We start from the raw sequence: 21,129 nt of genomic DNA, 5'->3' as shown, positions 1-21,129 counted from the left end.
TGTGGTAAGCTGGGAATACGAATGGGGAGGAAAAGTTCCATGAAACGTAAATTCGGAGATCGGGCGAATTGGCGCCGCATCACCCGCCGGCACTTCACTTCCCGGTATGTGGAATGTGAGCAGTTTACAGGGTATCTCACGTTATATACCATATATGGCCTGAAAGAACCGTTATGGAAGACGTATGGCCGTCATACTTACCGAATCGCGGACAAAGGCTATTCATGGCTGCAGTATTATCCGAAGGACAGCCATTTCATCGTGACCGCCATGTTTGATGACAAACGAAATATTGTTCAATGGTACATCGATATTTGCAAGAAACAGGGGGTAACCGATCAGGGTGTTCCTTGGTTTGACGATCTGTATTTGGACGTTGTGGTCGTCAAGAACGGTGAAGTGTTCTTGCTGGATGAAGATGAGCTTGAGGATGCCCTAGGGCGGAATGACATTACCCGGGATGATTACAGGCTGGCCAAGGTGACCGCACGGAATCTGCTTCGGGCCATTGACGCGCATGAATTCCCTTACTTTATGATGTCTCTGAAGCACCGCGACCAGTTATTCCATAATGGAGAGTTCAGGAGGAAGAAATAATGCGTCAGGAAATACATAAGAGTCTGTCTCAAACAGGCACGAAGAAGAGAGCATGGTATCGGCGAGGGATGATTACCCTGCTCTCTCTCGTTGTTCTTGGAGTGCTATGGTCAGGTTATGCATATTGGAAGATCGAAAGTGCCGTCAGCAGTCCGTCGGAGAAAGCGGATGTCGGCATTATCCTGGGCGCTTCCATGTGGGGAGATCAGCCAAGTCCGGGGCTTCGCGAGCGGCTCGAGCATGCGCTAGTTGAATACCATGCAGGCCGTTTTGATACCTTCATCGTTTCTGGCGGCCTCGATAAGCCGGGGTATCCATATACCGAAGCCGAAGGAATGCGAAATTTCTTGGTTGACGCGGGCGTACCGGAGGAACGGATCTTCCTGGAGAACGAAGCAACGAGCACTTACGAGAATTTGCTCTTCAGCCAAGCGATTATGGAGGAGCATGGGTGGAACACCGCCATTATAATAACCCATGACTATCACGGGACGAGAACGATGGAGGTTGCAACAACCCTTGGTTACGATCATCCTTCTATGTCGCTGACGGAATCTACCGTTTTGCCGATGGCTAAACACAAGTCTAGAGAAGTGCTGGCTTATACGAAATGGACGGCTGATCGGCTGTTGATCGCCATGGGTGTCCTATGAGGACGAAACTTCTAATAAGCAGGCTGTAAATAGAATACATTGGAATAGATAGTCAGCCCTTTGGTAAAGAGGTGAGGAGCAATGAACGGGCGTGTAACGGCCGCTAACGGCCGATCTGAAGGACGGCCATCCAGGCAGATTAATGTCGTGCTCCGCAGCGCGGAACCTCCACTCATCAGCAGTGCGGTTCCGGAACGCGAACCGGCCCCTTCGCCAAACCCTGTTTCCCAGCACAGTCTATTCCAGGAAATACAGAAAGAGCTGGATCAACTGGTAGGTCTCGAACAAATCAAAGACCTGGTATTTGAAATCTATGCATTGCTTCAAGTGGCCCAGATGCGTTTGGAAGCAGGCTTATTAAGTGGCGGTCATGTGTACCATATGATTTTTAAAGGAAACCCCGGAACTGGGAAAACCACAGTCGCCCGTATCGTGGCAAAGCTGTTTCAGAAGATGGGCGTGCTTAATAAGGGTCATCTAGTCGAAGTGGAACGGGCCGATCTCGTAGGTGAATATATCGGTCACACGGCACAAAAGACCAGAGAATTGGTCAAAAAAGCGCTTGGAGGAATTCTGTTCATCGATGAGGCTTACAGTTTGGCGCGCGGCGGTGAGAAGGATTTTGGCAAGGAAGCGATCGATACGCTGGTTAAGGCGATGGAGGATCATAAAAACCAGTTCATTCTTATTCTGGCAGGCTATAGCGATGAGATTGATTTTTTTATGGATTCGAATCCCGGCCTGTATTCCCGTTTTCCGATCCAGATGGACTTCCCGGATTACAATTTGGATCAATTGATCCAGATTTCGGAGCTGATGGCAAAGGAGAGGGATTATATCTTGATGCCGCAGTCGCTGAGCAAGCTCAAGGAACACCTGCAGATGGAGAAGGATCATGGACTGCACGCCTTCAGTAATGCGCGTTATGTACGGAATGTCATCGAGAAATCGATAAGGAATCAATCGGTTCGGCTGCTAAATCAGTACGTAACCGGAAACCCCGGCAAGCTTGAGCTTATGACCCTGCGGCCGGAGGACTTTAAGTTAAACGGAAAAATACAATGATTTTAAGCTTGTCTTCGAACATAATGAAGGGGTAACGCTGCTTTCTTTGGATCATAATGTTTATTGCAGGCAGCAGCGGTTAGTTAAATTAGGAGACGTAATGTTAGAAGGAGTTGGCTATATGACAAATATAACGCATGATACCCGGACAGAGATCGAAGATAAAGCCGTTTTGGTCAGTTTGGTGACGGATGCAGTTAAACGTACAGGAATTAATCCGGAACACTCGCTGCAGGAGCTGGTTCAGCTAGCTGAAACCGCTGGAGTGGAGGTGCTGGATGTCATTACGCAGAATCGCGAAGTTCCGGATTCCAAGTGGTTTATCGGCAAAGGGAAGGTCGAAGAGCTGCGCATGGCGATTGATGGGTTGGGCGCAACAACAGCCATATTTGATCAGGAATTATCCGGCGCGCAAGTTCGAAATCTGGAAGAATCACTCGATGTGAAAATTATCGACCGTACTCAATTGATACTGGATATTTTCGCTCAACGTGCGAAGACCCGTGAGGGGATTATCCAGGTGGAGTTAGCACAGCTTACTTATTTGCTCCCGCGGTTGTCGGGACATGGTAAGAATCTGTCCAGGCTCGGGGCGGGGATCGGGACACGTGGACCAGGGGAAAGTAAACTCGAAACCGACCGCCGGCATATTCGTGACAGAATCAGCGACCTGAAGCGGCAGCTGGATGAAGTTACTCGGCATCGTACGCTCCATCGGGAGCGGCGGAAGAAGAGCGGTGCCGTACAGGTTGCTCTAGTCGGTTATACCAATGCCGGCAAGTCAACATTGTTAAACCGGTTAACGGCCGCAGATGTTTATATCCAAGATCAATTATTTGCTACGCTGGACCCCACTTCGCGTGTGTTGGAGCTGCCTAGCGGCAAGGAAGTTGTGCTAACGGATACCGTTGGATTTATACAGAACCTTCCTCATGATCTGGTAGCTGCGTTCCGTGCTACGCTGGAAGAAGCCAACGAAGCCGATCTGATTCTTCATGTCGTAGATGCTTCGTCCCCGATGCGGGACGAACAGATGGCTGTCGTTCAATCCATACTTCAGGATCTGGGGGCGGCGGATAAACCGCAGATCGTTCTGTTTAACAAGAAGGACGCATGTGAACCGGATCAGCTGGAGATGCTGCCTACAGGGGATGGTCAATTAAAGATTAGTGCGTATCAAGATCAGGATTTGGAAATGGTTCGTGAAGCGATTCAGGACCAGCTGTCCGGAGGGAACGTGACGTTCCGGATTCCGGCAGACCGCGGCGATCTGAACTCGGTTGTATACCGTGTCGGAGACGTGCTGAAGCAGTCTTTTGATGAGAATGATATCCTCTATGAGGTGCGAATCAATAAAGCGGATTATGAGAAAATGGGTTACTTGCTCCATGATTACGTCCAGAACGGATCTTAGGTACCAATAGGAATCGTAGTGTAAGCCCCTGTATGGGGCTTATATTGCGTGTTCAGGGTGCTCAAGCATTGCGAGTTCTATGAAATAAAAATATGTGTTAAGATGTGAGACATCATGTGTAAAAGAGGAGAGAGCAGTTGGTCATGGCAAGATTTTCGCAAGATATACTTGAATTGAGCAGTGAGATTGAGTCCAAAATCGGACAGCGTTTACGGGAGATCGATAATATCGTTGATTTTAATCAGTGGAAGGTGATCGATGCTTTCCAGAAGTTTCAGGTGAGTGATTTTCATTTTGCGGCTTCCACCGGGTATGCATACAATGATCGCGGCCGTGAAGTGCTGGATGAAGTCTACGCAGACGTATTTGGAGCCGAATCTGCCCTGGTCAGGCCGCATTTTGCTTCCGGTACCCATACGATCTCAACCGCACTGTTTGGTGTGTTAAGACCGGGAGATGAGCTGTTGTATATTTCGGGTCGTCCCTATGACACCCTCCATAAAGTGATTGGCGAACCCGGGGACGGCAGCGGATCCCTTCGAGATTTTGGAATTGGTTATCAGGAGGCTGCGCTAACAGAACAAGGGGAAGTCGATTGGGAGCGGGTAGAGAAGGCAATCACGTCTTCAACCAAGGTTATTGGTATCCAGCGTTCCCGTGGATATGATTGGCGTTCTTCGTTCACGGTATCCCAGATTGGTGACATGGTAAACCGGATTCGGTCCATTCGCCCGGATTTGATTATTTTCGTTGATAACTGTTACGGTGAGTTTACGGAGCGATTGGAACCGACGGAGGTTGGCGTTGATCTGATGGCGGGGTCGCTTATCAAAAACCCTGGCGGCGGCATTGCCGAAACCGGCGGTTACATATGCGGTAAAGCGGCCTATGTGGATAAGGCAGCCTATCGGCTGACTGCTCCCGGCATCGGACGTGAAGTAGGGGCTATGCTGGGAACGACCAGAGGCATTTATCAGGGATTATTCCTGGCACCATCCACGGTTGGACAAGCGGTCAAGGGCAGCATTTATGCCGCCGCGATGTTTGAGGCAGTGGGGTTCACAACCAAGCCGGGCTGGGAGGATGAGCGGACCGATTTGATTCAGGCCGTATCGTTTACCGGAGCGGATCATCTGATCGCTTTTGTACAGGGGATTCAGCGGGCGGCGGCAGTCGACAGTCATGTGGTGCCTGAGCCTTGGGATATGCCTGGATATGAACATCCCGTAATCATGGCGGCAGGTACGTTCATCCAGGGAGGAAGCCTCGAATTATCCGCGGATGCGCCGATCCGATCACCTTATATCGGGTATATGCAAGGCGGCTTGACCTACTCTCATGTTAAATATGGTGTGCTTATGGCCCTCCAAAGCATGAAAGATCGTAATTTGTTGTGAGTTATCCTTACATGCGGTTGACGTGGTTGATCAGGAAATGTACAATAGGATCAGAATAGACCACTTGGAAGGTTGATGAGATATGGGTGATGAGATTCGGAGGAATATGGCATTATTTCCGATAGGCATTGTTATGAAGCTTACGGATTTATCCGCCAGACAAATTCGCTATTATGAGCAGCATAACTTAATTGTCCCAGCCCGTACGTCGGGCAACCAACGCCTGTTTTCCTTCAATGATGTGGAGCGACTGCTAGAGATTAAGGCTTTGATTGAAAAAGGTGTTAATATCGCCGGCATTAAGCAGGTAATGAACCCTGTCACGAAAGAGTCTGAAGAGGCTACTGTCATTACTCCTGATACCGAGAACAGACGACGTGAGATGTCGGAGTCCCAGTTGCGACGTTTGCTGAAGCAGGAATTGATTACCGCTAGAAGACCGGGTCAGGTTTCATTGATTCAAGGGGAATTATCCCGGTTTTTTAATAAATAAGGATTGCCATGCTGTAATTCTTCATTAATTCTAGTTTTTTATTTAAAAAGGAGAGGATAAAGTGAGTTATACCAGAGAGGACATTCTACGTATTGCCAAAGAAGAAAATGTTCGATTTATCCGCTTGCAATTTACAGATTTGCTTGGAACGATTAAAAATGTTGAGATTCCTGTAAGCCAGCTGCCTAAAGCGCTTGATAATAAAATGATGTTCGACGGTTCGTCCATCGAAGGTTATGTACGTATTGAAGAATCCGATATGTATCTGTACCCGGATCTGGATACCTTTATGATCTTTCCATGGGTATCCGAGGATCGTGTTGCACGCTTGATCTGCGATGTCTACATGCCTGACGGCACTCAGTTCGCAGGAGATCCGCGCGGCATTCTGAAGAGAGCGCTGAAAGAAGCTGAAGAGATGGGCTTCACTTCTATGAATGTCGGTCCGGAGCCAGAATTCTTCCTGTTCAAAACCGATGAAAAAGGCAACCCTACCCTGGAGCTTAATGACCAAGGCGGATACTTTGACCTTGCGCCTACGGATCTCGGCGAGAACTGCCGCCGCGATATCGTACTGACACTGGAAGAGATGGGCTTTGAAATCGAAGCTTCTCACCATGAAGTTGCTCCTGGCCAGCACGAAATCGACTTCAAGTATGCCGATGCGATCAAAGCAGCTGACCAGATTCAAACATTTAAATTGGTAGTTAAGACGATTGCTCGTCAGCATGGACTGATTGCAACATTTATGCCAAAACCGCTATTCGGCGTGAACGGCTCTGGTATGCACTGTAACCAATCGCTCTTCAAAGGAAGCGAGAACGCGTTTGTCGACGAGAGTGATGAGCTTGGCTTGAGCGTAACGGCTCGTAACTATATGGCGGGTATTCTTAAGCATGCACGCGCGTTTGCTGCGATCACGAACCCAACGGTGAACTCGTACAAGCGTCTCGTGCCTGGTTACGAAGCACCTTGCTACGTAGCATGGTCTGCAAGTAACCGCAGCCCAATGATTCGAATTCCTGCATCCCGTGGCCTTAGCACGCGTATTGAAGTGCGTAATCCGGATCCGGCGGCTAACCCGTATCTGGCTCTGGCTGTCATGCTGAAAGCAGGTTTGGATGGCGTGAAGCGCGAGCTGTCGCTCCCGTCTCCAATCGACCGTAACATCTATGTGATGACGGAAGAAGAGCGTATTGAGGAAGGCATCCCTAGCTTGCCGGCAAACCTGAAAGAAGCCATTAACGAGTTGATTCGCAGCGAAGTCATTTCCGACGCGCTCGGGGATCATGCGCTGGCTCACTTCTACGAGCTGAAAGAAATCGAATGGGACATGTACCGCACGCAAGTTCACCAGTGGGAACGCGATCAGTACATCACGATGTATTAATAGAGGAATCCCTTGCGCCGTAAGGCGTGAGGGGTTTTTGTTTTTCCAATGAATATGATCAAACAGGCATATGGAATATTAGTCAGGTTTCATATAAAGTTAGTGGAGTAGGGGAAATGCTGCTGTGGTAAGTGGAACAACGAAGGAGGCCCGTAAATGGCAACTCTAAGTGACCATGAAGAGAAGGGAACTCGGGCAGTGTTCGCGTTTATATCTCGTATTCCTGGTGAGGATGAAGGATGCCAGATCAATTTTAAGTTTTTTCAGGCTAACCGAATCATTTATGATTTGAATTTTGGGTGGACGAATTTGACAATCCGGAATTATATTTCGGTAACTGCTGAATTTCCGCTTGAGTATTTAAATGGTTTTAAATTAGATGGTTTATTTATGTCTTTCGAAAAACATTTATACCAGCTGAGCTGAGAGCCAAAGGAACAAGAAGGAATCTATCAGTTGCATTTTTACGGATCGGAACAGGATTTTCAGTTAACCGCCGACATAGAATCCATTCGAAGATTTGGTTCTCAATTTAAACAGGCCTGGGATGAGGCTCCGTTAGTTTAGTAGTAATGGCAATAGATTTTGGATTATGATTTTGGAGAACCGTTCAGGAATGCAGCTAATACAGAATCGCCCTCCATAAAAGGGAAGATTCTTTTTTTATTTTTCGAAAAAAGGGAACCTTTGCTCACTTCCATGACTCTAATTAGACGAGGTGAATCGGTTGGAGCTGGAATACTTGAAGCAGATGACGGTGATGGACACACAGACACTGGATAAAATCATGAACTTATACGGAAATGATATCTGGAATTACGCTTATTTTCTGACCAAACAGCAAGCACTGGCTGACGATATTGCTCAAGAGGTGTTTATTAAAGCTTATTTTGGCATACATACCTTTCGCGGTCGGGCGACGCTAAAAACGTGGCTGCTTACAATTACAAGACATACCGCGTTTCGATATAAACAGACTTTTTTCTTTCGGAAAGTGACCCTCAAGGACAAGCTGCTCATAGATGCCTCAAGCCGCTCGGCGGAAGCAGAGTATTTGGATGGGCAGTATACCAATGAAATATGGGCCATGATTATGACCTTACCCAGAAAGTTCAGGGAGGTGTTGATCCTGGATTTTTACTATGAGATGTCAATAAATCAGATTGCGGAGTTTCTTAACCTAGCGGCGGGTACCGTAAAATCAAGACTGTATCGGGCAAGGAAAAAAGTACAGAACCTGTTGAAGGAGAATGGCGATGAATGAGGATAAACCAGACTGGTATTCCCGGGCTAAAAAAGCTCCCTTTTCAGATGAAAAGTTCACATCTGAAATGAAAAAAAACGTGCATAGGTCCGTGATTTTCACCGACAGCAAGCCTAAACGTCGAAAGCACTTACAAGTTGGATTTGCTGGAGGGTTAATGCTTCTGATTATTTTAATTGCCTTTCAATTACCTTTTGGCAGAGAGGAACAACAGAGAGCAGGGACTTTACCTCCTGGTACGGAAGAGACAATCCGGGCACAAGGCGTAACGGATGAAGGAGGGTTAAGGGTTATTGCAGTTGGACAGGAAAAAATAACGACATTGGGAGCACCGAGCTGCTTCGGTATCGAAACGGATATGTCGTTTACCGGAAACTACAGCGTACAGTATAGTACTAACCAAGTTACAAATGAAGTAACTACGCTGTGGGATCTTACTTTTATTCAACCAACATCTGCTCCGGTTGATATGATTCGTCTGCCGTTTCAAGCTGCCGATGTATTTATACTCGCACCGCAATATAGGGACTGTCATGGTATACAAATCTATGCGTTCGCAGTGGAGCATGAAACGGGTAAAGCCGTCCAGCTCCGATTTCAGGATGAATCCTTGGTATCCTACTTTTCATATTATAGACCAGGTACTACTCCCATGGTTAAAGATAATAAGCTTGTTCTAGAGTCCACGGAGGGGCCGGGTGGGGAAGGTTCGCCGGATTATAAACCCAAACGGATGTATCGACTAGATCTTAAACAAGGCATTATGGAGCAGGCAAACTAGCTATGATACAGATTCGTGATCTATATAGAAAAAGCAAAGAGGTTACCATCCAATTAAGGGAGGTAACCTATTCTTCATAGATAGATATATGAAATTAGTGGACATCCCGGAAGAGTCCGATTACTTTACCGAGAATCGTAACATGGTTCAGGCGCAGTGGCTCGTAGGTAGGATTCTCCGGTTGCAATCGTACGTGATCCTTCTCCTTATAGAAGGTCTTCACAGTTGCTTCGTCTTCCTCTGTCATCGCTACGACAATGTCGCCATTGTCTGCAGTTTGCTGCTGGCGAACAATGACATAGTCGCCGCTGTGAATGCCGGCTTCGATCATACTGTCACCAATAACCGACAACATGAACACCTTATCGTCGCCTACATAATGCTGTGGGAGTGGGAAGTAATCCTCAATGTTCTCCATGGCTGTAATAGGAACACCTGCAGTGACTTTTCCGACAACAGGCACTCTGGCAATGGTGTGAGTAAACAGGCTTGCGCTTTCGGACTCTTCTTGGCCAAGCAGTTCGATTGCTCTTGGTTTCGTAGGGTCACGGCGAATGAGGCCTTTCTTCTCCAAGCGGTCAAGATGTCCATGGACCGTTGAACTGGAAGCTAGTCCGACAGCCTCGCCGATTTCCCGCACAGAAGGCGGGTAACCCTTGCTACGAACTTCGTTGCGGATAAACTCTAAGATCGCCAGCTGGCGGCTGGATATTTTCGACATGCCGTATCAACCCCATTTAGTAACGTTTGGGAAAATTATAACATAGAACTTCCGTTCGTACAAACATAAGTTCTAAATAAAAATAGAACAAATGTTCTTTTTGGTATTGAATCAAACAAGTGTTCGTGTTAATATAAATTCATAAGAGAACACTTGTTTGGGAGATGATGATTCCATGTTGAAATACAGTACATACCGTAGCATTTATGAGAACGTTCCAGTGCAAACGAAGTCCTCGGAGACTTGGATCGATCAATTGAAGTCGAGAATGGCATCCATTCCTTTTATAAAGCTTTTATTCGTTCTGTTAATCGTAGCATCCTGTTGGACAGGAGCATATTCCGTTTTTGCCGGGGGGATGGATAAACCCACGGGGGAGAAGCAGGTTATTGTTCAATATGGCGATAGTTTGTGGCGGATTGCTTCCCTTCATAAACCGACAGATATGGATACGCGAGTATACCTGGATAGCATCCGAAGAATGAATGGATTGAAGGGTCCGGATATACAGGCAGGAGAGGTGTTGTCTTTACCGGTCTGGTAATGGGATGACACTACGAGAAACTCTTTCCTTATATATGTCCCTATTTCTCGCTTCATATTTGTAGGCTTGTCTGACGATGTGATTTCACGTAGTATAAGCGTGTTTATAATAGAAGATTATTGATTTCTTAACATAGCGGACCCATTTATAGGCATCATATGTTCATATTTGTTATTAATCAGAGTTTGCAAGGTGCAGTTGCCTTGACAAGCTCTTTTTCACATGTTTAAGTTATACATGATATCGGAATTGGAGGAGAAGTCATGGACATCGATACTTTGGTTGAACGCATCAATGTGCTAGCAAGAAAACAGAAAAGTGAGGGATTGACCGCGGAAGAGCTCAAGGAACGGGCAGAGCTTCGGGAAATATACCTTAATAATATTCGAGGTAACTTTAGACAACAGCTGGAATCGATCGAATGGGTTGATGAAAATGAACAAAAAGGCGGCCCGCGATTAAAGCATTAGTCGATCAACTGGAACATGGATCTACAACCAGTGATTCATGACCAGATAGTAGGATAGAATTATAATACTTGGGGTGCCGATTATTCGCGGGAATCGAATACGGTTACCCCAAGTTTATATGGATTGGTAATATATTGAAATTTAATCCAGGGGGAACCATATGTCACGATCATGGGAAAGAAAAGTCAACAAAAATATGTCACAGCTCAACAAGCAGCGTAAGAAGCAGGGGCTGACCTCGTACCAAGGCTCTGCCGTTACTGATAAGCATGATGTATTTAAGGGACGTAAATATGTACTTCCGTTAGTGCTTGTTGCATTGGCTGGTGTGTATGCACTTCTTGGAACGGCGACGTCCGAGGCTGCAGGTGGAAGTAACGATGTACTGAACTGGGTAGGTGTCAGCTTGTACATTCTGTTAGCGCTTATGATTTTCTTACGCAAGCCTTATTTGAAGATTGAGCGTGCTTCCGTATCCACCATGAAGTTCAATCGGGAACGTCGACTGGCTGTATCGGATATCGAGAAGATCAAATTGGCTTCGGGTTCCGTCGTGATCCAGGGCAAGGGGAAAGCAGGCAACTGGGTATTCTCGCGTATGATGAATCTTTATGATACGAAAGCGATGGGCGAAAGATTAGAAGAGTTCGCAAAAACTCATCAAATTCCAGTAGAGCATAATTAACAAATAGAATAGATCACAGTGTATATGAGGAGTGGGAGAGACATGCCGATAGCTGCAGTTTTGTTTGATTTGGACGACACGTTATTGTGGGATGAACGTAGTGTGGAAGAAGCGTTTGAAGTGACATGCCAGGCCGGAGCGAACGAGACCGGCATAGATGCCAAAGCACTTTTGGCCGCAGTACGGGAAGAAGCTAGAGCATTATATGAATCATATGATACTTTTGCTTTTACCAAAATGATCGGAATTAACCCTTTCGAAGGCTTGTGGGCTAACTTCACGGCTGGATCGCAGCCTGAATTCAGAAAGCTGCAGGAGCTGGCACCCGTATACCGCAAGGAATCATGGCGACGCGGACTTCAGCGCCTGGGCGTTGATCATGAAACATTGGCCGAAACGTTGGCTGCACAATTCGCTGCTGAACGCAGAACAAGACCCTATGTATATGAAGAAACGTTTGAAGTTCTGAAGGAATTACAGGGAAATGTAAAGCTGCTGCTTCTCACGAACGGAAGTCCGGATCTGCAGCAGGAGAAGCTGGACGGTGTTCCAGAACTGGTTCCTTATTTTGATCATATCATCATCTCCGGTGATTTTGGCAAAGGGAAGCCGGATGTTTCCATCTTCCAGCATGCTCTTGACTTGTTAGGTGTTGAGGCGGATCAAGCCGTGATGGTGGGAGATAAGCTGACCACGGACATTAAAGGCGGAAATGCTGCAGGACTGCATACAGTTTGGATCAATCGGGTAAACCGACCTCACGATCCGTCCATTCAACCGAAGTTTGAGATCAAACATTTATCGGAGCTGCATGCCATCGTCGCATCCTTGTAAACTACGCAATGAAGACTCACACCCGAATAATGGGTGCGTAAACGTACATAGGAACAGCCCTAACAGCAGATTCTGCGGTTATGGGCTGTTTTTTGTTGGTTACACGCTCGGACTTGAGCCGTGCATTTGGCAATGATAAACGTCACACAATTGTAAGCTGCATGAGATAGAAGTAAAAGAATAATGCGATATAATGGATTAGGTAACTTAACGAGGTTTGGTAATGACCATTACTTGAATGAACCATACATAGCCCTATTTTGTAAAAGAGGTGTAGAGCATGACCCGAAAAAAGATAGCCTTACTTGCAGCCATGGTGCTGATGGCGGTTGCGCTTGCCGCATGTAATGACAGCAAAGCGGAATCCGGAGAAGATGTGATGGCGGAACCCATCATAGTCGAGCTGTCTCTGACGCCGGAGAGTATTAAGGCTGGCGAGAAGGTGCTGATCGAAGCGAAGGTGACGCAAGCAGGCAGTCCGGTGGAAGATGCGAACAATGTGGAATTTGAAGTCACGCTGGAAGGCGGAGGCGTTCAGGCGAAGGTACCGGTTAAGCATGATCAAGACGGGGTTTACAAAATGGAGAAAACCTTCGATGAGGCTGGAACCTATCGCATCGTTTCCCATGTCACGGCGAGAGGACAGCATTCCATGCCGTTGAAGGAACTGAAGGTAACGGAGTAAAGCATCGCTAATAAATAAGGCAGCACATGGTCCGCAAGGCGGATCGATGTGCTGCCTTATTTCGTCTTCCTATTCAATCTGCCAGCAGGCTTATTGGAATTGAGGATCTTCTACCGGTGTAGCAACCCAGCCGTTCTCTTCAATGAAAAGACGAACAGCGATGATCTGCTTGTTCTCCATCAATGTGAAGAAGTGAGGTGTATTTTCCGGTACGGAAATGACATCGCCTGGCTCAAGCTCAACATTAAAGTAACCGACATCGTCGGAGCCCTTAATAATGAAGATTCCTTTACCGCCGACAATCGCACGGATTTCATCTTCCGCGTGGGTGTGAACCTCTTCGAATTTTTTCAGCAGGTCCTCGATATTGGGCGTGGAATCGGAAAGTGTGATGACATCCCAAATTTTGTAGCCGCGTCTTGCAGCCAAGTCACGAATTTCTTCATCATAGATGTCCAAAATGCGCTTCTTATCGTCATCACTAAGCTTGAAATTTTCTTGAAGCGCTGCCGGGAGTTTTTCCATATTCCAGTGCTCGTAAACAACCTCTTGGTTACTCAGGAATTCCCGAACATTTTCTTCTCCAGTAATGCGTTCGTTCGTGTTGCGAATCACAATCTCTGCCATAGCTTTAACCCTCTTTCTCCCGTTGGATTAATATGTATTATAGCCCCCCTCACAGCATTTGTCATCTGCAAATGTTGATTTGTACCCATTGCAACGCAATATTTCGGCTTTTCTATTGAAAAATATTCTGATACACTAAGATTTAACGTTTTCGGGGGAGGTTTATGAGTTGAACAAGCCTAGCTTACAAGAAGTACTTAAAGAACGAATATTAATTCTTGATGGTGCCATGGGCACAATGATCCAGCAGGAGGACCTCTCAGCTGAAGATTTTGGCGGCCCGGACCTTGATGGCTGTAATGAAATGCTGGTCATTCATCGACCGGATGTCATTCAAAAAATACATGAACAATATCTTGAAGCAGGTGCTGACCTGATCGAAACCAATACGTTTGGCGCAACCTCCGTTGTGCTTGCTGAATACGATATTCCTGAGCTTGCCCGGGAAATCAACCTGAAAGCGGCTCACTTGGCCCGCGTTGCGGTTGAAAAATATTCCACGCCGGACAGCCCGCGTTATGTGGTAGGAGCCATGGGTCCGACAACCAAGACGTTATCGGTTACCGGTGGTGTGACCTTTGCCGAATTGATCGAGAGCTACGAGGAGCAAGCCGTTGCTTTGATTGAAGGCGGGGTTGATGCGCTTCTGCTCGAAACATCGCAGGATACATTAAATGTGAAGGCCGGGAGCATTGGGATTCGCCAAGCGTTTGATAAAACGGGCGTCACGCTTCCAATTATGATATCCGGTACGATTGAACCGATGGGAACGACGCTGGCTGGACAAAATATAGAAGCATTCTACATTTCTTTGGAGCATCTGAATCCCGTATCGATAGGCCTTAACTGTGCAACGGGCCCGGAATTCATGCGTGACCATATTCGCTCCTTATCCGAAATGTCGAGAAGTGCCATCAGCTGTTATCCTAACGCGGGTCTCCCAGACGAGAACGGGCAGTACCATGAATCCCCTGAATCGTTGGCTCAAAAGATGGGGGCTTTTGCTGAAAAAGGCTGGCTCAACATCGCCGGCGGATGCTGTGGGACAACACCCGACCATATTCGCGCTCTAAAACAAACGATGGATGGCTTCTCCCCGCGACCGCTGGATGGTGGGCATTTGCCGGCATTATCCGGTATCGAGCCGGTATATATTGAGCAGGAAAACCGACCTTATATGGTAGGGGAGAGAACGAATGTTCTGGGTTCCAGAAAGTTTAAGCGTTTAATTGTAGAAGGTAAATATGAGGAAGCCTCCGAGATCGCTCGTGCCCAGGTCAAGAATGGCGCGCATGTCATTGATGTTTGCGTACAGGATCCGGATCGTGAAGAATCGGAAGACATGATTAAGTTCCTGGAGCTAGTAGTTAAAAAGGTTAAAGTGCCGCTCATGATCGATACCACGGATCCGGCTGTTATTGACCTGGCGCTGCAATATTCGCAAGGGAAAGCGATTATTAACTCGATTAACCTTGAAGACGGTGAAGAGAAATTTGAGCATGTGATCCCGTTGGTGCATAAATACGGTGCCGCGGTTGTCGTAGGAACCATTGATGAGACCGGTCAGGCAATCCATCGTGACGACAAGCTGAAGGTGGCCCAGCGTTCTTATGATCTGTTGGTCAACAAATATGGCGTTTCGCCGGAGGACATTATTTTCGACACGCTTGTATTCCCGGTAGGTACAGGGGACGAGCAGTATATCGGATCAGCCAAGGAAACGATTGAAGGCATCCGCATAATAAAAGAAGCCATGCCAAAAGTGCATACGATTCTCGGAATCAGTAACGTTTCCTTCGGATTGCCGGAAGCGGGCCGTGAAGTCCTGAACTCCGTGTATCTGTATGAGTGCACAAAAGCCGGATTGGACTACGCAATCGTAAATACCGAGAAGCTGGAGCGTTATGCCTCGATCCCAGAAGAAGAGCGTCGCCTAGCCGAGGATCTGATATACAGAACCAATGATGAGACGTTGGCGGCTTTTGTCGCGGCATTCCGGGATAAAAAGATAGAGAAGAAGGTTAAGGTATCCAATCTGACACTCGAGGAGCGACTAGCATCCTATGTAGTGGAAGGTTCTAAGGAAGGCCTCATTCCGGACTTAGATATAGCATTGACCAAATACGGCGCGCTCGAGATCATTAATGGACCATTGATGGCCGGGATGACTGAGGTTGGACGCTTGTTCAACAACAACGAACTGATTGTCGCAGAGGTGCTGCAAAGTGCCGAAGTAATGAAGGCATCCGTAGCGTATCTGGAATCCTTTATGGAGAAAAACGAGTCGTCGGTCAAAGGGAAAATCATGCTTGCCACCGTGAAGGGGGACGTGCATGATATCGGTAAAAATCTGGTGGAGATCATCTTGTCCAACAATGGTTATCAAATCATTAATTTGGGTATAAAAGTACCACCGGAGCAAATTATCGAGGCATACCGCCGTGAGCAGCCTGATGCTATCGGCTTGTCCGGTTTGCTGGTGAAGTCGGCCCAACAGATGGTATCCACCGCCCAGGATTTGAAAAACGCGGGCATTAGTGTTCCGATCATGGTAGGCGGGGCGGCTCTGACACGGAAATTCACGAAGACCCGCATTCGTCCAGAGTATGACGGCATGGTGCTCTATGCCAAGGACGCCATGGATGGTCTTGCGTTGGCCAACCAGCTCAGCGATCCGGTGCAGCGGACGAGAATAGCGGAAGAGATTAAGGCAGAGCAGGAAGCTGATGCTGCCGCTCCGCAAGTGGTTAAAGTGATGCCGAAGCTGTCAGAAGGACTGCGATCCAAAATTTCGACCGATGCTCCTGTATATTTACCGCCGGATATGGAGCGGCATGTGCTCCGGAATTATCCGATTTCGCATATTCTGCCTTATATCAACATGCAGATGCTGTTAGGACATCATTTAGGTCTGAAAGGCTCGGTGGAACAGCTGCTGAAAGCCAATGACCCGAAGGCGGTATCGCTTAAGGAAACCGTTGATGGTATTCTGGAAGAGGCCGTTCAATCCGGGATCATCCAGGCGCATGCAATGTACCGTTTCTTCCCGGCACAGTCAAGAGGAAATGATATTCTAATATACGATCCAAAAGATACAACAAAAGTATTGCATACCTTTACGTTTCCAAGACAACAGGTTGAGCCGTACCTGTGCTTGGCGGATTTCCTGAAATCCGTAGATAGCGGGGTTATGGATTACGTTGGGTTCCTTGTCGTTACAGCCGGCCATGGCGTCGGAAAATTGTCCGGGGAATGGAAGGACAAGGGTGACTATTTGCGCTCCCACGCACTTCAATCGGTCGCACTGGAAACGGCAGAAGGGCTGGCGGAGCGGATTCACCATATGATGCGGGATTCGTGGGGATACCCCGATCCGGCAGACATGACGATGAAACAGCGCTTGGGTGCGAGATACCAAGGCATTCGCGTATCTTTCGGGTATCCGGCCTGCCCGGATCTGGAGGATCAGGAACCGTTATTTAAATTGATGCAGCCAGAAGATATTGGCGTTCATCTTACCGAAGGTTTCATGATGGAACCTGAGGCATCGGTATCCGCCATGGTGTTCAGTCATCCGGAAGCTCATTATTTTAACGTAGATAAAGCTTAACATTTGAATACCGGTACAGCCGGTTTGAAATCCTCCGAATGTTTCGGGGGATTTCTCCGGTTTACAACCGAAAGGGGAGAAGAGGGATGGAACTCTATTTTCTAGGAACAAATGCGGGGGTTCCTACGCTGCAGCGTAACGTAACTTCGATTGCACTGCGTATGCTGGAAGAACGAAGAAGTTTGTGGCTGTTTGATTGTGGAGAAGGTACGCAGCATCAAATATTGAAGTCCCCGCTCAAGCTGTCCAAGCTTGAAAAGGTATTCATCACCCATATGCATGGTGATCATGTATTCGGTTTACCGGGTTTGCTGTCCAGTCGTGGTGCCCAAGGGGTAACTTCACCCCTGACGATATATGGTCCCCCTGGTATTAAGACCTTCATTGAAACTACGCTGAATATTAGCCAATCGCGCGTTCCTTATACGATGGAGGTCATTGAACATACCGGAGGCGTGCTGTTTGAGGACGATAACTTCCTCGTGGAATCGGCAAAGCTGGATCACAGGGCCGAGAGTTATGGCTACCGTATCGTGGAGAAGGATCTTCCCGGCAGCCTGGACCTGAAACGGTTGGCGGACTATGGACTTAAGCCAGGGCCGCTTTATGGCAAACTGAAAAGAGGGGAAAGCGTAGAACTCGGCGACGGCCGATGGATTCATGCCTCTGAGGTGCTCCTGACACCGAAAAAAGGGAGAGTGGTCACGATCCTCGGGGATACAAGGCCATGCCCTGGAGTGGAGACTCTGGCCAAAGACGCCGATCTTTTGGTCCATGAAGCCACTTTCATGGAGGATCTGTCGGAGCTCGCGCACGAATACTATCACAGTACGGCTAAACAGGCGGCGGAAGCAGCGAAACGGGCTGGAGTAAGAACGCTGTTCCTGACCCATTTTAGCTCCCGGTATAAGGATATGGAGCATTTGCAGCCGCTGCTCAAGGAAGCGCAGGAGATTTTTGAGAATACACGCTTGGCAGAGGATTTCGGATTGTACCCAATCCAGCGCAAATCATAAGCCAATAGAGCTGCTATTTACAGGGAAATATCGAGTGATGGAGTGAATTATTTTCCGGGAAAGCGCAGGAAATGACAAACCGGTTGATAATCATTAATGCTTGGACACTCTTCGATTTCTTTCGACTGATTAGCTACCGGGCTGAAGTACTAGCCATGAGCCTTGCAACCGGAAGTAGCCTTCTTTACAATAATACTAACTGGGGTTTCTACGTAAGTATGCTTCAGGGTAGTGTATGAACCGAGGTTATACATATTATACCGATATATGACGATGAATGACGATCACAGCGATGCCGAGAAAGCTCATACTTTAGCCGATGAATCATTTATGGCGTGAAGGAAAGAAATAAAGAAGGTGCTATCAATTCATGGAAAAACCAAAACCAAAAGGATTACTGATTGACCTGGATGGAACGCTTTATCATGGCCGTTATCGAATTGAGGGGGCAGACCTTCTTATCGAACGGCTGAAGGAATTGCAGATTCCGTTTCTGTATGTAACGAATAATTCATCACGAACACCCGAGCAGGTTGCGGCGCATCTGATGGAGATGGGGATACCTGCCTTGCCGGAGGAAGTCTGCACCTCTTCCTTGGCTGCAGCTAAATATATCGCGGAGAAGTCACCGGGTGCCAAAGTGGCGATGCTGGGAGAAGTGGGGCTCCGTGAAGCCCTCTTGTCTGCGGGTCTAAATATCGTGGAGCAGTCCCCTAAATATGTGATTCAAGGAATCGACCGTTCGTTCGATTACGAGAAGTTAACCCGTGCCGTTCGCTGGATTCAGGAGGGAGCCGTGTCGATATTGACCAATTCGGATTTGCAGCTTCCATCAGATACCGGCTTGATGCCAGGTGCAGGTTCGCTGGGTGCTGCGATCGAAGCCGCTTCCGGAGTGAAACCGACGGTCATCGGAAAGCCGTCCTCGATTTTAATGGAATTTGCTTCGGATCGTCTCGGTTTGGCCCCGGAGGACACTTATGTAATTGGAGATAATATACGTACGGATATCGCGGCCGGCGCGCATGCCGGCTGTAAGACGGTGCTCGTTATGACCGGAATCACGACCGATCTGAATATGGAGGCACATATGGAAGCCACGGGTGTCACACCGGACTTTATTTGCCGAGATTTGAGAGAAGTGATAAACCTGCTGTGCTCATAATGAGCGAAAGTGTACATTAACTTTTGTGATTGACGAAAGGGAAGATGAATGATGCCGGAACTGCCGGAAATGGAAAATTACCGAAGATTGTTATCGCAGAGCATTTTGAATGTGCCGATCACGAATGTTGTCGTGAACCGTGAAAAATCACTGAATGTGACGGTTGACGAATTTACTTCCGAGTTAAAGGGAAGCAAGGTCATTTTTGTGGAGCGTAGAGGCAAATACCTCATATTCCATCTGCATAACGGAGGCAGATTGCTGCTTCACCTCATGCTGGGCGGCATTTTGTATTTAGGGCATAGGGATGAGGAGCGTCCCTCAAGGTCGACCCAGGTCGAGATCACATTTGGTGAACAGGTGCTGTATTTTATCGGTTTGCGTCTGGGTTACTTGCATTTCTTAACAGCCAGAGAAACGGAAAATGCGCTTAAAGAGCTTGGTCCTGAACTTCTGGATCGGCGAATGACCAAAGCGCGCTTCGTTGAACGGATTGGAAAACGGCGGGGCGCTTTAAAAACAACGCTGGTTAATCAGCAGGTTGTCGCCGGAATTGGCAACTGTTATGCGGATGAGATTGCCTTTGATGCTCACATTCACCCGCTATCCAAAATTCAGGATTTATCGGAGCAGTCTTTAGAGCAGTTATACGAGAGTGCCGTTAAAGTGATGCACGAGGCGACGGATGGCGGAGGATATATGGAAATGCCGTTTCAGGAAGGGGATACTCTGACGGGAGCTTATAACGACGAGTGTAAAGTTTACGATCGCGAAGGAGAGCCCTGTGTTCGCTGTGGCACGCCGATCGTGAAGGCGGAGCATACCTCGCGCAAAGTGTTCTTTTGTCCAAATTGTCAGCATGAAGTCTAAAGTCCGGATTGGAAGTCATGTCAGCACACGAGGCGGATTTCTCGCAGCAGCTCAGCACGCAGCCGGCATCGGTTCACTCGCCTATCAGTATTTCCCGAAAAATCCGCGCAGTCTTCATTTGAAGACGCCGGATGTCCGCAATGCCGCTGCATGCTCAAAGTTTTGTCAGGAACAAGGACTCGTTTCGATCGCGCACACACCATATCCGACGAATATGGCGGTTGGCTTAACGCGGGGAGAAGAGTTTTACCAGTTGACCGTAGATTCCCTTAAGAATGATCTCATGATTGCCGAGGCTTGCGGATCGCTGGGTATTGTGGTTCATTTTGGGCATCTCAAGAGCCAGGATATCCTTGAAGGGTATCAGAATATTATTCGCTGTTTGAATGATGTGTTGGCTTCCTGGACGGGAAGGGCCAAGCTGCTGATCGAGAATCAGGCGGGAGACCATGGGTCCATGGGGATGACGCTTGAAGAGAGTGTAAAGGTTAGACAGCTTGCTGATGATCCGGAAAAAATAGGCTTTTGCCTGGATACCTGCCACTTGTTTGCTGCCGGAGGCTGGGACATTTCGAATACGGATGAGCTCCTTGCCAGAGGCAAGGAGCTAGCCTATTGGGAATCCACCGTTGCCGTTCATCTGAACGATTCGAAATATGGGGCCGGTTCAAGGAAAGATCGCCACGCCCGCATCGGACAAGGTATGATAGGCACAGAAGCCTTGAAGCGTTTGGTGCTGGCACCGGAACTTGCGGGCAAGGCATTTGTTCTGGAAAGTGAAAAAGGGGCTGACGGCACACATCGGGAAGACATCGCTAAGGTGCTGTCCTGGTCCTGATTAAGGGAGA

At 47.8% G+C, this 21,129-nt stretch carries 22 protein-coding genes; 20 read left to right on the top strand and 2 right to left on the bottom strand.

Translation table 11 applies throughout. From position 1 onward, the window contains the following. The first annotated feature begins 39 nt into the window (after nucleotides 1-39). The 10 genes from ACOZB4_RS20725 (at nucleotide 40) to ACOZB4_RS20680 (ending at nucleotide 9,054) form a co-directional block, all read left to right on the top strand. On the top strand, nucleotides 40-597 hold the full coding sequence (locus ACOZB4_RS20725; RefSeq protein WP_071218240.1) for a DUF402 domain-containing protein: 558 nt from the start codon (nucleotides 40-42) through the stop codon (nucleotides 595-597). Continuing rightward, nucleotides 597-1,250, top strand: coding sequence for a YdcF family protein (locus ACOZB4_RS20720; protein WP_379406924.1), 654 nt, complete (start codon nucleotides 597-599; stop codon nucleotides 1,248-1,250). Before ACOZB4_RS20725 ends, ACOZB4_RS20720 begins: the two co-directional genes overlap by 1 nt. 81 nt (nucleotides 1,251-1,331) lie before the next feature. Further along, nucleotides 1,332-2,315 carry an AAA family ATPase gene (locus ACOZB4_RS20715; RefSeq protein WP_076321137.1) on the top strand — a complete coding sequence of 328 codons (984 nt, stop codon included), beginning with the start codon at nucleotides 1,332-1,334 and terminating at the stop codon, nucleotides 2,313-2,315. Between the two features lie 121 nt (nucleotides 2,316-2,436). Beyond that, nucleotides 2,437-3,729, top strand: coding sequence for a GTPase HflX (gene hflX, locus ACOZB4_RS20710; protein WP_379406925.1), 1,293 nt, complete (start codon nucleotides 2,437-2,439; stop codon nucleotides 3,727-3,729). A 143-nt stretch (nucleotides 3,730-3,872) separates the two neighbouring features. Further along, nucleotides 3,873-5,126 (top strand): aminotransferase class I/II-fold pyridoxal phosphate-dependent enzyme, encoded by a 1,254-nt coding sequence (locus ACOZB4_RS20705; RefSeq protein ID WP_379406926.1) that lies wholly within the window; start codon nucleotides 3,873-3,875, stop codon nucleotides 5,124-5,126. An 82-nt stretch (nucleotides 5,127-5,208) separates the two neighbouring features. Then, a complete protein-coding gene (locus tag ACOZB4_RS20700) occupies nucleotides 5,209-5,619 on the top strand; it encodes a MerR family transcriptional regulator (RefSeq protein ID WP_076321140.1) in 411 nt (136 codons plus the stop codon). 61 nt (nucleotides 5,620-5,680) lie between these two features. Further along, nucleotides 5,681-7,009: a type I glutamate--ammonia ligase gene (glnA, locus tag ACOZB4_RS20695; protein ID WP_339272365.1), complete on the top strand. Its 1,329-nt coding sequence runs from the start codon at nucleotides 5,681-5,683 to the stop codon at nucleotides 7,007-7,009. 156 nt (nucleotides 7,010-7,165) lie between these two features. Then, nucleotides 7,166-7,435 (top strand): hypothetical protein, encoded by a 270-nt coding sequence (locus tag ACOZB4_RS20690; protein ID WP_379406927.1) that lies wholly within the window; start codon nucleotides 7,166-7,168, stop codon nucleotides 7,433-7,435. A 292-nt stretch (nucleotides 7,436-7,727) separates the two neighbouring features. Next, nucleotides 7,728-8,273 (top strand): RNA polymerase sigma factor, encoded by a 546-nt coding sequence (locus ACOZB4_RS20685; protein WP_379406928.1) that lies wholly within the window; start codon nucleotides 7,728-7,730, stop codon nucleotides 8,271-8,273. Continuing rightward, a complete protein-coding gene (locus tag ACOZB4_RS20680) occupies nucleotides 8,266-9,054 on the top strand; it encodes a hypothetical protein (protein ID WP_379406929.1) in 789 nt (262 codons plus the stop codon). Before ACOZB4_RS20685 ends, ACOZB4_RS20680 begins: the two co-directional genes overlap by 8 nt. A 94-nt stretch (nucleotides 9,055-9,148) precedes the next feature. Here the strand turns inward: ACOZB4_RS20680 and lexA are convergent, their stop codons facing one another. Next, nucleotides 9,149-9,775 (bottom strand): transcriptional repressor LexA, encoded by a 627-nt coding sequence (gene lexA, locus ACOZB4_RS20675; protein WP_076321144.1) that lies wholly within the window; start codon nucleotides 9,773-9,775, stop codon nucleotides 9,149-9,151. A gap of 175 nt (nucleotides 9,776-9,950) precedes the next feature. On the opposite strand from lexA, the gene ACOZB4_RS20670 reads away from it, so the two are divergent. From ACOZB4_RS20670 to ACOZB4_RS20650, 5 genes are all read left to right on the top strand, one after another. Continuing rightward, complete coding sequence (locus ACOZB4_RS20670) at nucleotides 9,951-10,319, top strand: LysM peptidoglycan-binding domain-containing protein (RefSeq protein ID WP_076321339.1); 369 nt, start codon at nucleotides 9,951-9,953, stop codon at nucleotides 10,317-10,319. A gap of 263 nt (nucleotides 10,320-10,582) precedes the next feature. Next, a complete protein-coding gene (locus ACOZB4_RS20665) occupies nucleotides 10,583-10,789 on the top strand; it encodes a DUF896 domain-containing protein (protein WP_076321145.1) in 207 nt (68 codons plus the stop codon). A gap of 160 nt (nucleotides 10,790-10,949) precedes the next feature. Then, nucleotides 10,950-11,474 (top strand): hypothetical protein, encoded by a 525-nt coding sequence (locus ACOZB4_RS20660; RefSeq protein ID WP_076321146.1) that lies wholly within the window; start codon nucleotides 10,950-10,952, stop codon nucleotides 11,472-11,474. Nucleotides 11,475-11,516: 42 nt separating this feature from the next. Continuing rightward, nucleotides 11,517-12,308 (top strand): HAD family hydrolase, encoded by a 792-nt coding sequence (locus tag ACOZB4_RS20655; RefSeq protein WP_076321147.1) that lies wholly within the window; start codon nucleotides 11,517-11,519, stop codon nucleotides 12,306-12,308. 280 nt (nucleotides 12,309-12,588) lie between these two features. Continuing rightward, nucleotides 12,589-12,993, top strand: a complete 405-nt coding sequence (locus ACOZB4_RS20650) for a FixH family protein (protein WP_076321148.1) — start codon at nucleotides 12,589-12,591, stop codon at nucleotides 12,991-12,993. 90 nt (nucleotides 12,994-13,083) lie between these two features. On the opposite strand, the gene ACOZB4_RS20645 is transcribed toward ACOZB4_RS20650, so the two are convergent. Beyond that, the gene (locus ACOZB4_RS20645; protein ID WP_379406931.1) at nucleotides 13,084-13,620 is read right to left on the bottom strand and encodes an acireductone dioxygenase; all 537 of its coding nucleotides are present in this window, start codon (nucleotides 13,618-13,620) and stop codon (nucleotides 13,084-13,086) included. Nucleotides 13,621-13,789: 169 nt separating this feature from the next. On the opposite strand from ACOZB4_RS20645, the gene metH reads away from it, so the two are divergent. From metH to ACOZB4_RS20620, 5 genes are all read left to right on the top strand, one after another. Next, nucleotides 13,790-17,230: a methionine synthase gene (gene metH / locus ACOZB4_RS20640; RefSeq protein WP_379406932.1), complete on the top strand. Its 3,441-nt coding sequence runs from the start codon at nucleotides 13,790-13,792 to the stop codon at nucleotides 17,228-17,230. 86 nt (nucleotides 17,231-17,316) lie between these two features. Beyond that, on the top strand, nucleotides 17,317-18,246 hold the full coding sequence (gene rnz, locus ACOZB4_RS20635; protein WP_379406933.1) for a ribonuclease Z: 930 nt from the start codon (nucleotides 17,317-17,319) through the stop codon (nucleotides 18,244-18,246). A gap of 370 nt (nucleotides 18,247-18,616) precedes the next feature. Next, complete coding sequence (locus ACOZB4_RS20630; RefSeq protein WP_379406934.1) at nucleotides 18,617-19,411, top strand: TIGR01457 family HAD-type hydrolase; 795 nt, start codon at nucleotides 18,617-18,619, stop codon at nucleotides 19,409-19,411. A gap of 51 nt (nucleotides 19,412-19,462) precedes the next feature. After that, nucleotides 19,463-20,281, top strand: a complete 819-nt coding sequence (gene mutM, locus ACOZB4_RS20625; RefSeq protein ID WP_379407011.1) for a DNA-formamidopyrimidine glycosylase — start codon at nucleotides 19,463-19,465, stop codon at nucleotides 20,279-20,281. Beyond that, nucleotides 20,271-21,119, top strand: a complete 849-nt coding sequence (locus tag ACOZB4_RS20620; RefSeq protein WP_076321154.1) for a deoxyribonuclease IV — start codon at nucleotides 20,271-20,273, stop codon at nucleotides 21,117-21,119. The genes mutM and ACOZB4_RS20620 overlap by 11 nt, the downstream gene beginning before the upstream one ends. Nucleotides 21,120-21,129: the final 10 nt, after the last annotated feature.

It is taken from the genome of Paenibacillus sp. NPDC058898 (assembly GCF_049316025.1).
In the GTDB taxonomy this organism is placed as follows: domain Bacteria; phylum Bacillota; class Bacilli; order Paenibacillales; family Paenibacillaceae; genus Paenibacillus_AQ.
Note: the sequence above shows the minus strand (reverse complement) of the source record. Positions and strands in the feature narration are given on the sequence as shown.

Coding starts and splice junctions, on each gene's coding strand:
- ACOZB4_RS20725 (WP_071218240.1), top strand. CDS start 40: ATGAAACGTAAATTCGGAGATCGGGCGAATTGGCGCCGCATCACCCGC.
- ACOZB4_RS20720 (WP_379406924.1), top strand. CDS start 597: ATGCGTCAGGAAATACATAAGAGTCTGTCTCAAACAGGCACGAAGAAG.
- ACOZB4_RS20715 (WP_076321137.1), top strand. CDS start 1,332: ATGAACGGGCGTGTAACGGCCGCTAACGGCCGATCTGAAGGACGGCCA.
- hflX (WP_379406925.1), top strand. CDS start 2,437: ATGACAAATATAACGCATGATACCCGGACAGAGATCGAAGATAAAGCC.
- ACOZB4_RS20705 (WP_379406926.1), top strand. CDS start 3,873: ATGGCAAGATTTTCGCAAGATATACTTGAATTGAGCAGTGAGATTGAG.
- ACOZB4_RS20700 (WP_076321140.1), top strand. CDS start 5,209: ATGGGTGATGAGATTCGGAGGAATATGGCATTATTTCCGATAGGCATT.
- ACOZB4_RS20690 (WP_379406927.1), top strand. CDS start 7,166: ATGGCAACTCTAAGTGACCATGAAGAGAAGGGAACTCGGGCAGTGTTC.
- ACOZB4_RS20680 (WP_379406929.1), top strand. CDS start 8,266: ATGAATGAGGATAAACCAGACTGGTATTCCCGGGCTAAAAAAGCTCCC.
- lexA (WP_076321144.1), bottom strand. CDS start 9,775: ATGTCGAAAATATCCAGCCGCCAGCTGGCGATCTTAGAGTTTATCCGC.
- ACOZB4_RS20670 (WP_076321339.1), top strand. CDS start 9,951: ATGTTGAAATACAGTACATACCGTAGCATTTATGAGAACGTTCCAGTG.
- ACOZB4_RS20665 (WP_076321145.1), top strand. CDS start 10,583: ATGGACATCGATACTTTGGTTGAACGCATCAATGTGCTAGCAAGAAAA.
- ACOZB4_RS20660 (WP_076321146.1), top strand. CDS start 10,950: ATGTCACGATCATGGGAAAGAAAAGTCAACAAAAATATGTCACAGCTC.
- ACOZB4_RS20655 (WP_076321147.1), top strand. CDS start 11,517: ATGCCGATAGCTGCAGTTTTGTTTGATTTGGACGACACGTTATTGTGG.
- ACOZB4_RS20650 (WP_076321148.1), top strand. CDS start 12,589: ATGACCCGAAAAAAGATAGCCTTACTTGCAGCCATGGTGCTGATGGCG.
- ACOZB4_RS20645 (WP_379406931.1), bottom strand. CDS start 13,620: ATGGCAGAGATTGTGATTCGCAACACGAACGAACGCATTACTGGAGAA.
- rnz (WP_379406933.1), top strand. CDS start 17,317: ATGGAACTCTATTTTCTAGGAACAAATGCGGGGGTTCCTACGCTGCAG.
- ACOZB4_RS20630 (WP_379406934.1), top strand. CDS start 18,617: ATGGAAAAACCAAAACCAAAAGGATTACTGATTGACCTGGATGGAACG.
- mutM (WP_379407011.1), top strand. CDS start 19,463: ATGCCGGAACTGCCGGAAATGGAAAATTACCGAAGATTGTTATCGCAG.
- ACOZB4_RS20620 (WP_076321154.1), top strand. CDS start 20,271: ATGAAGTCTAAAGTCCGGATTGGAAGTCATGTCAGCACACGAGGCGGA.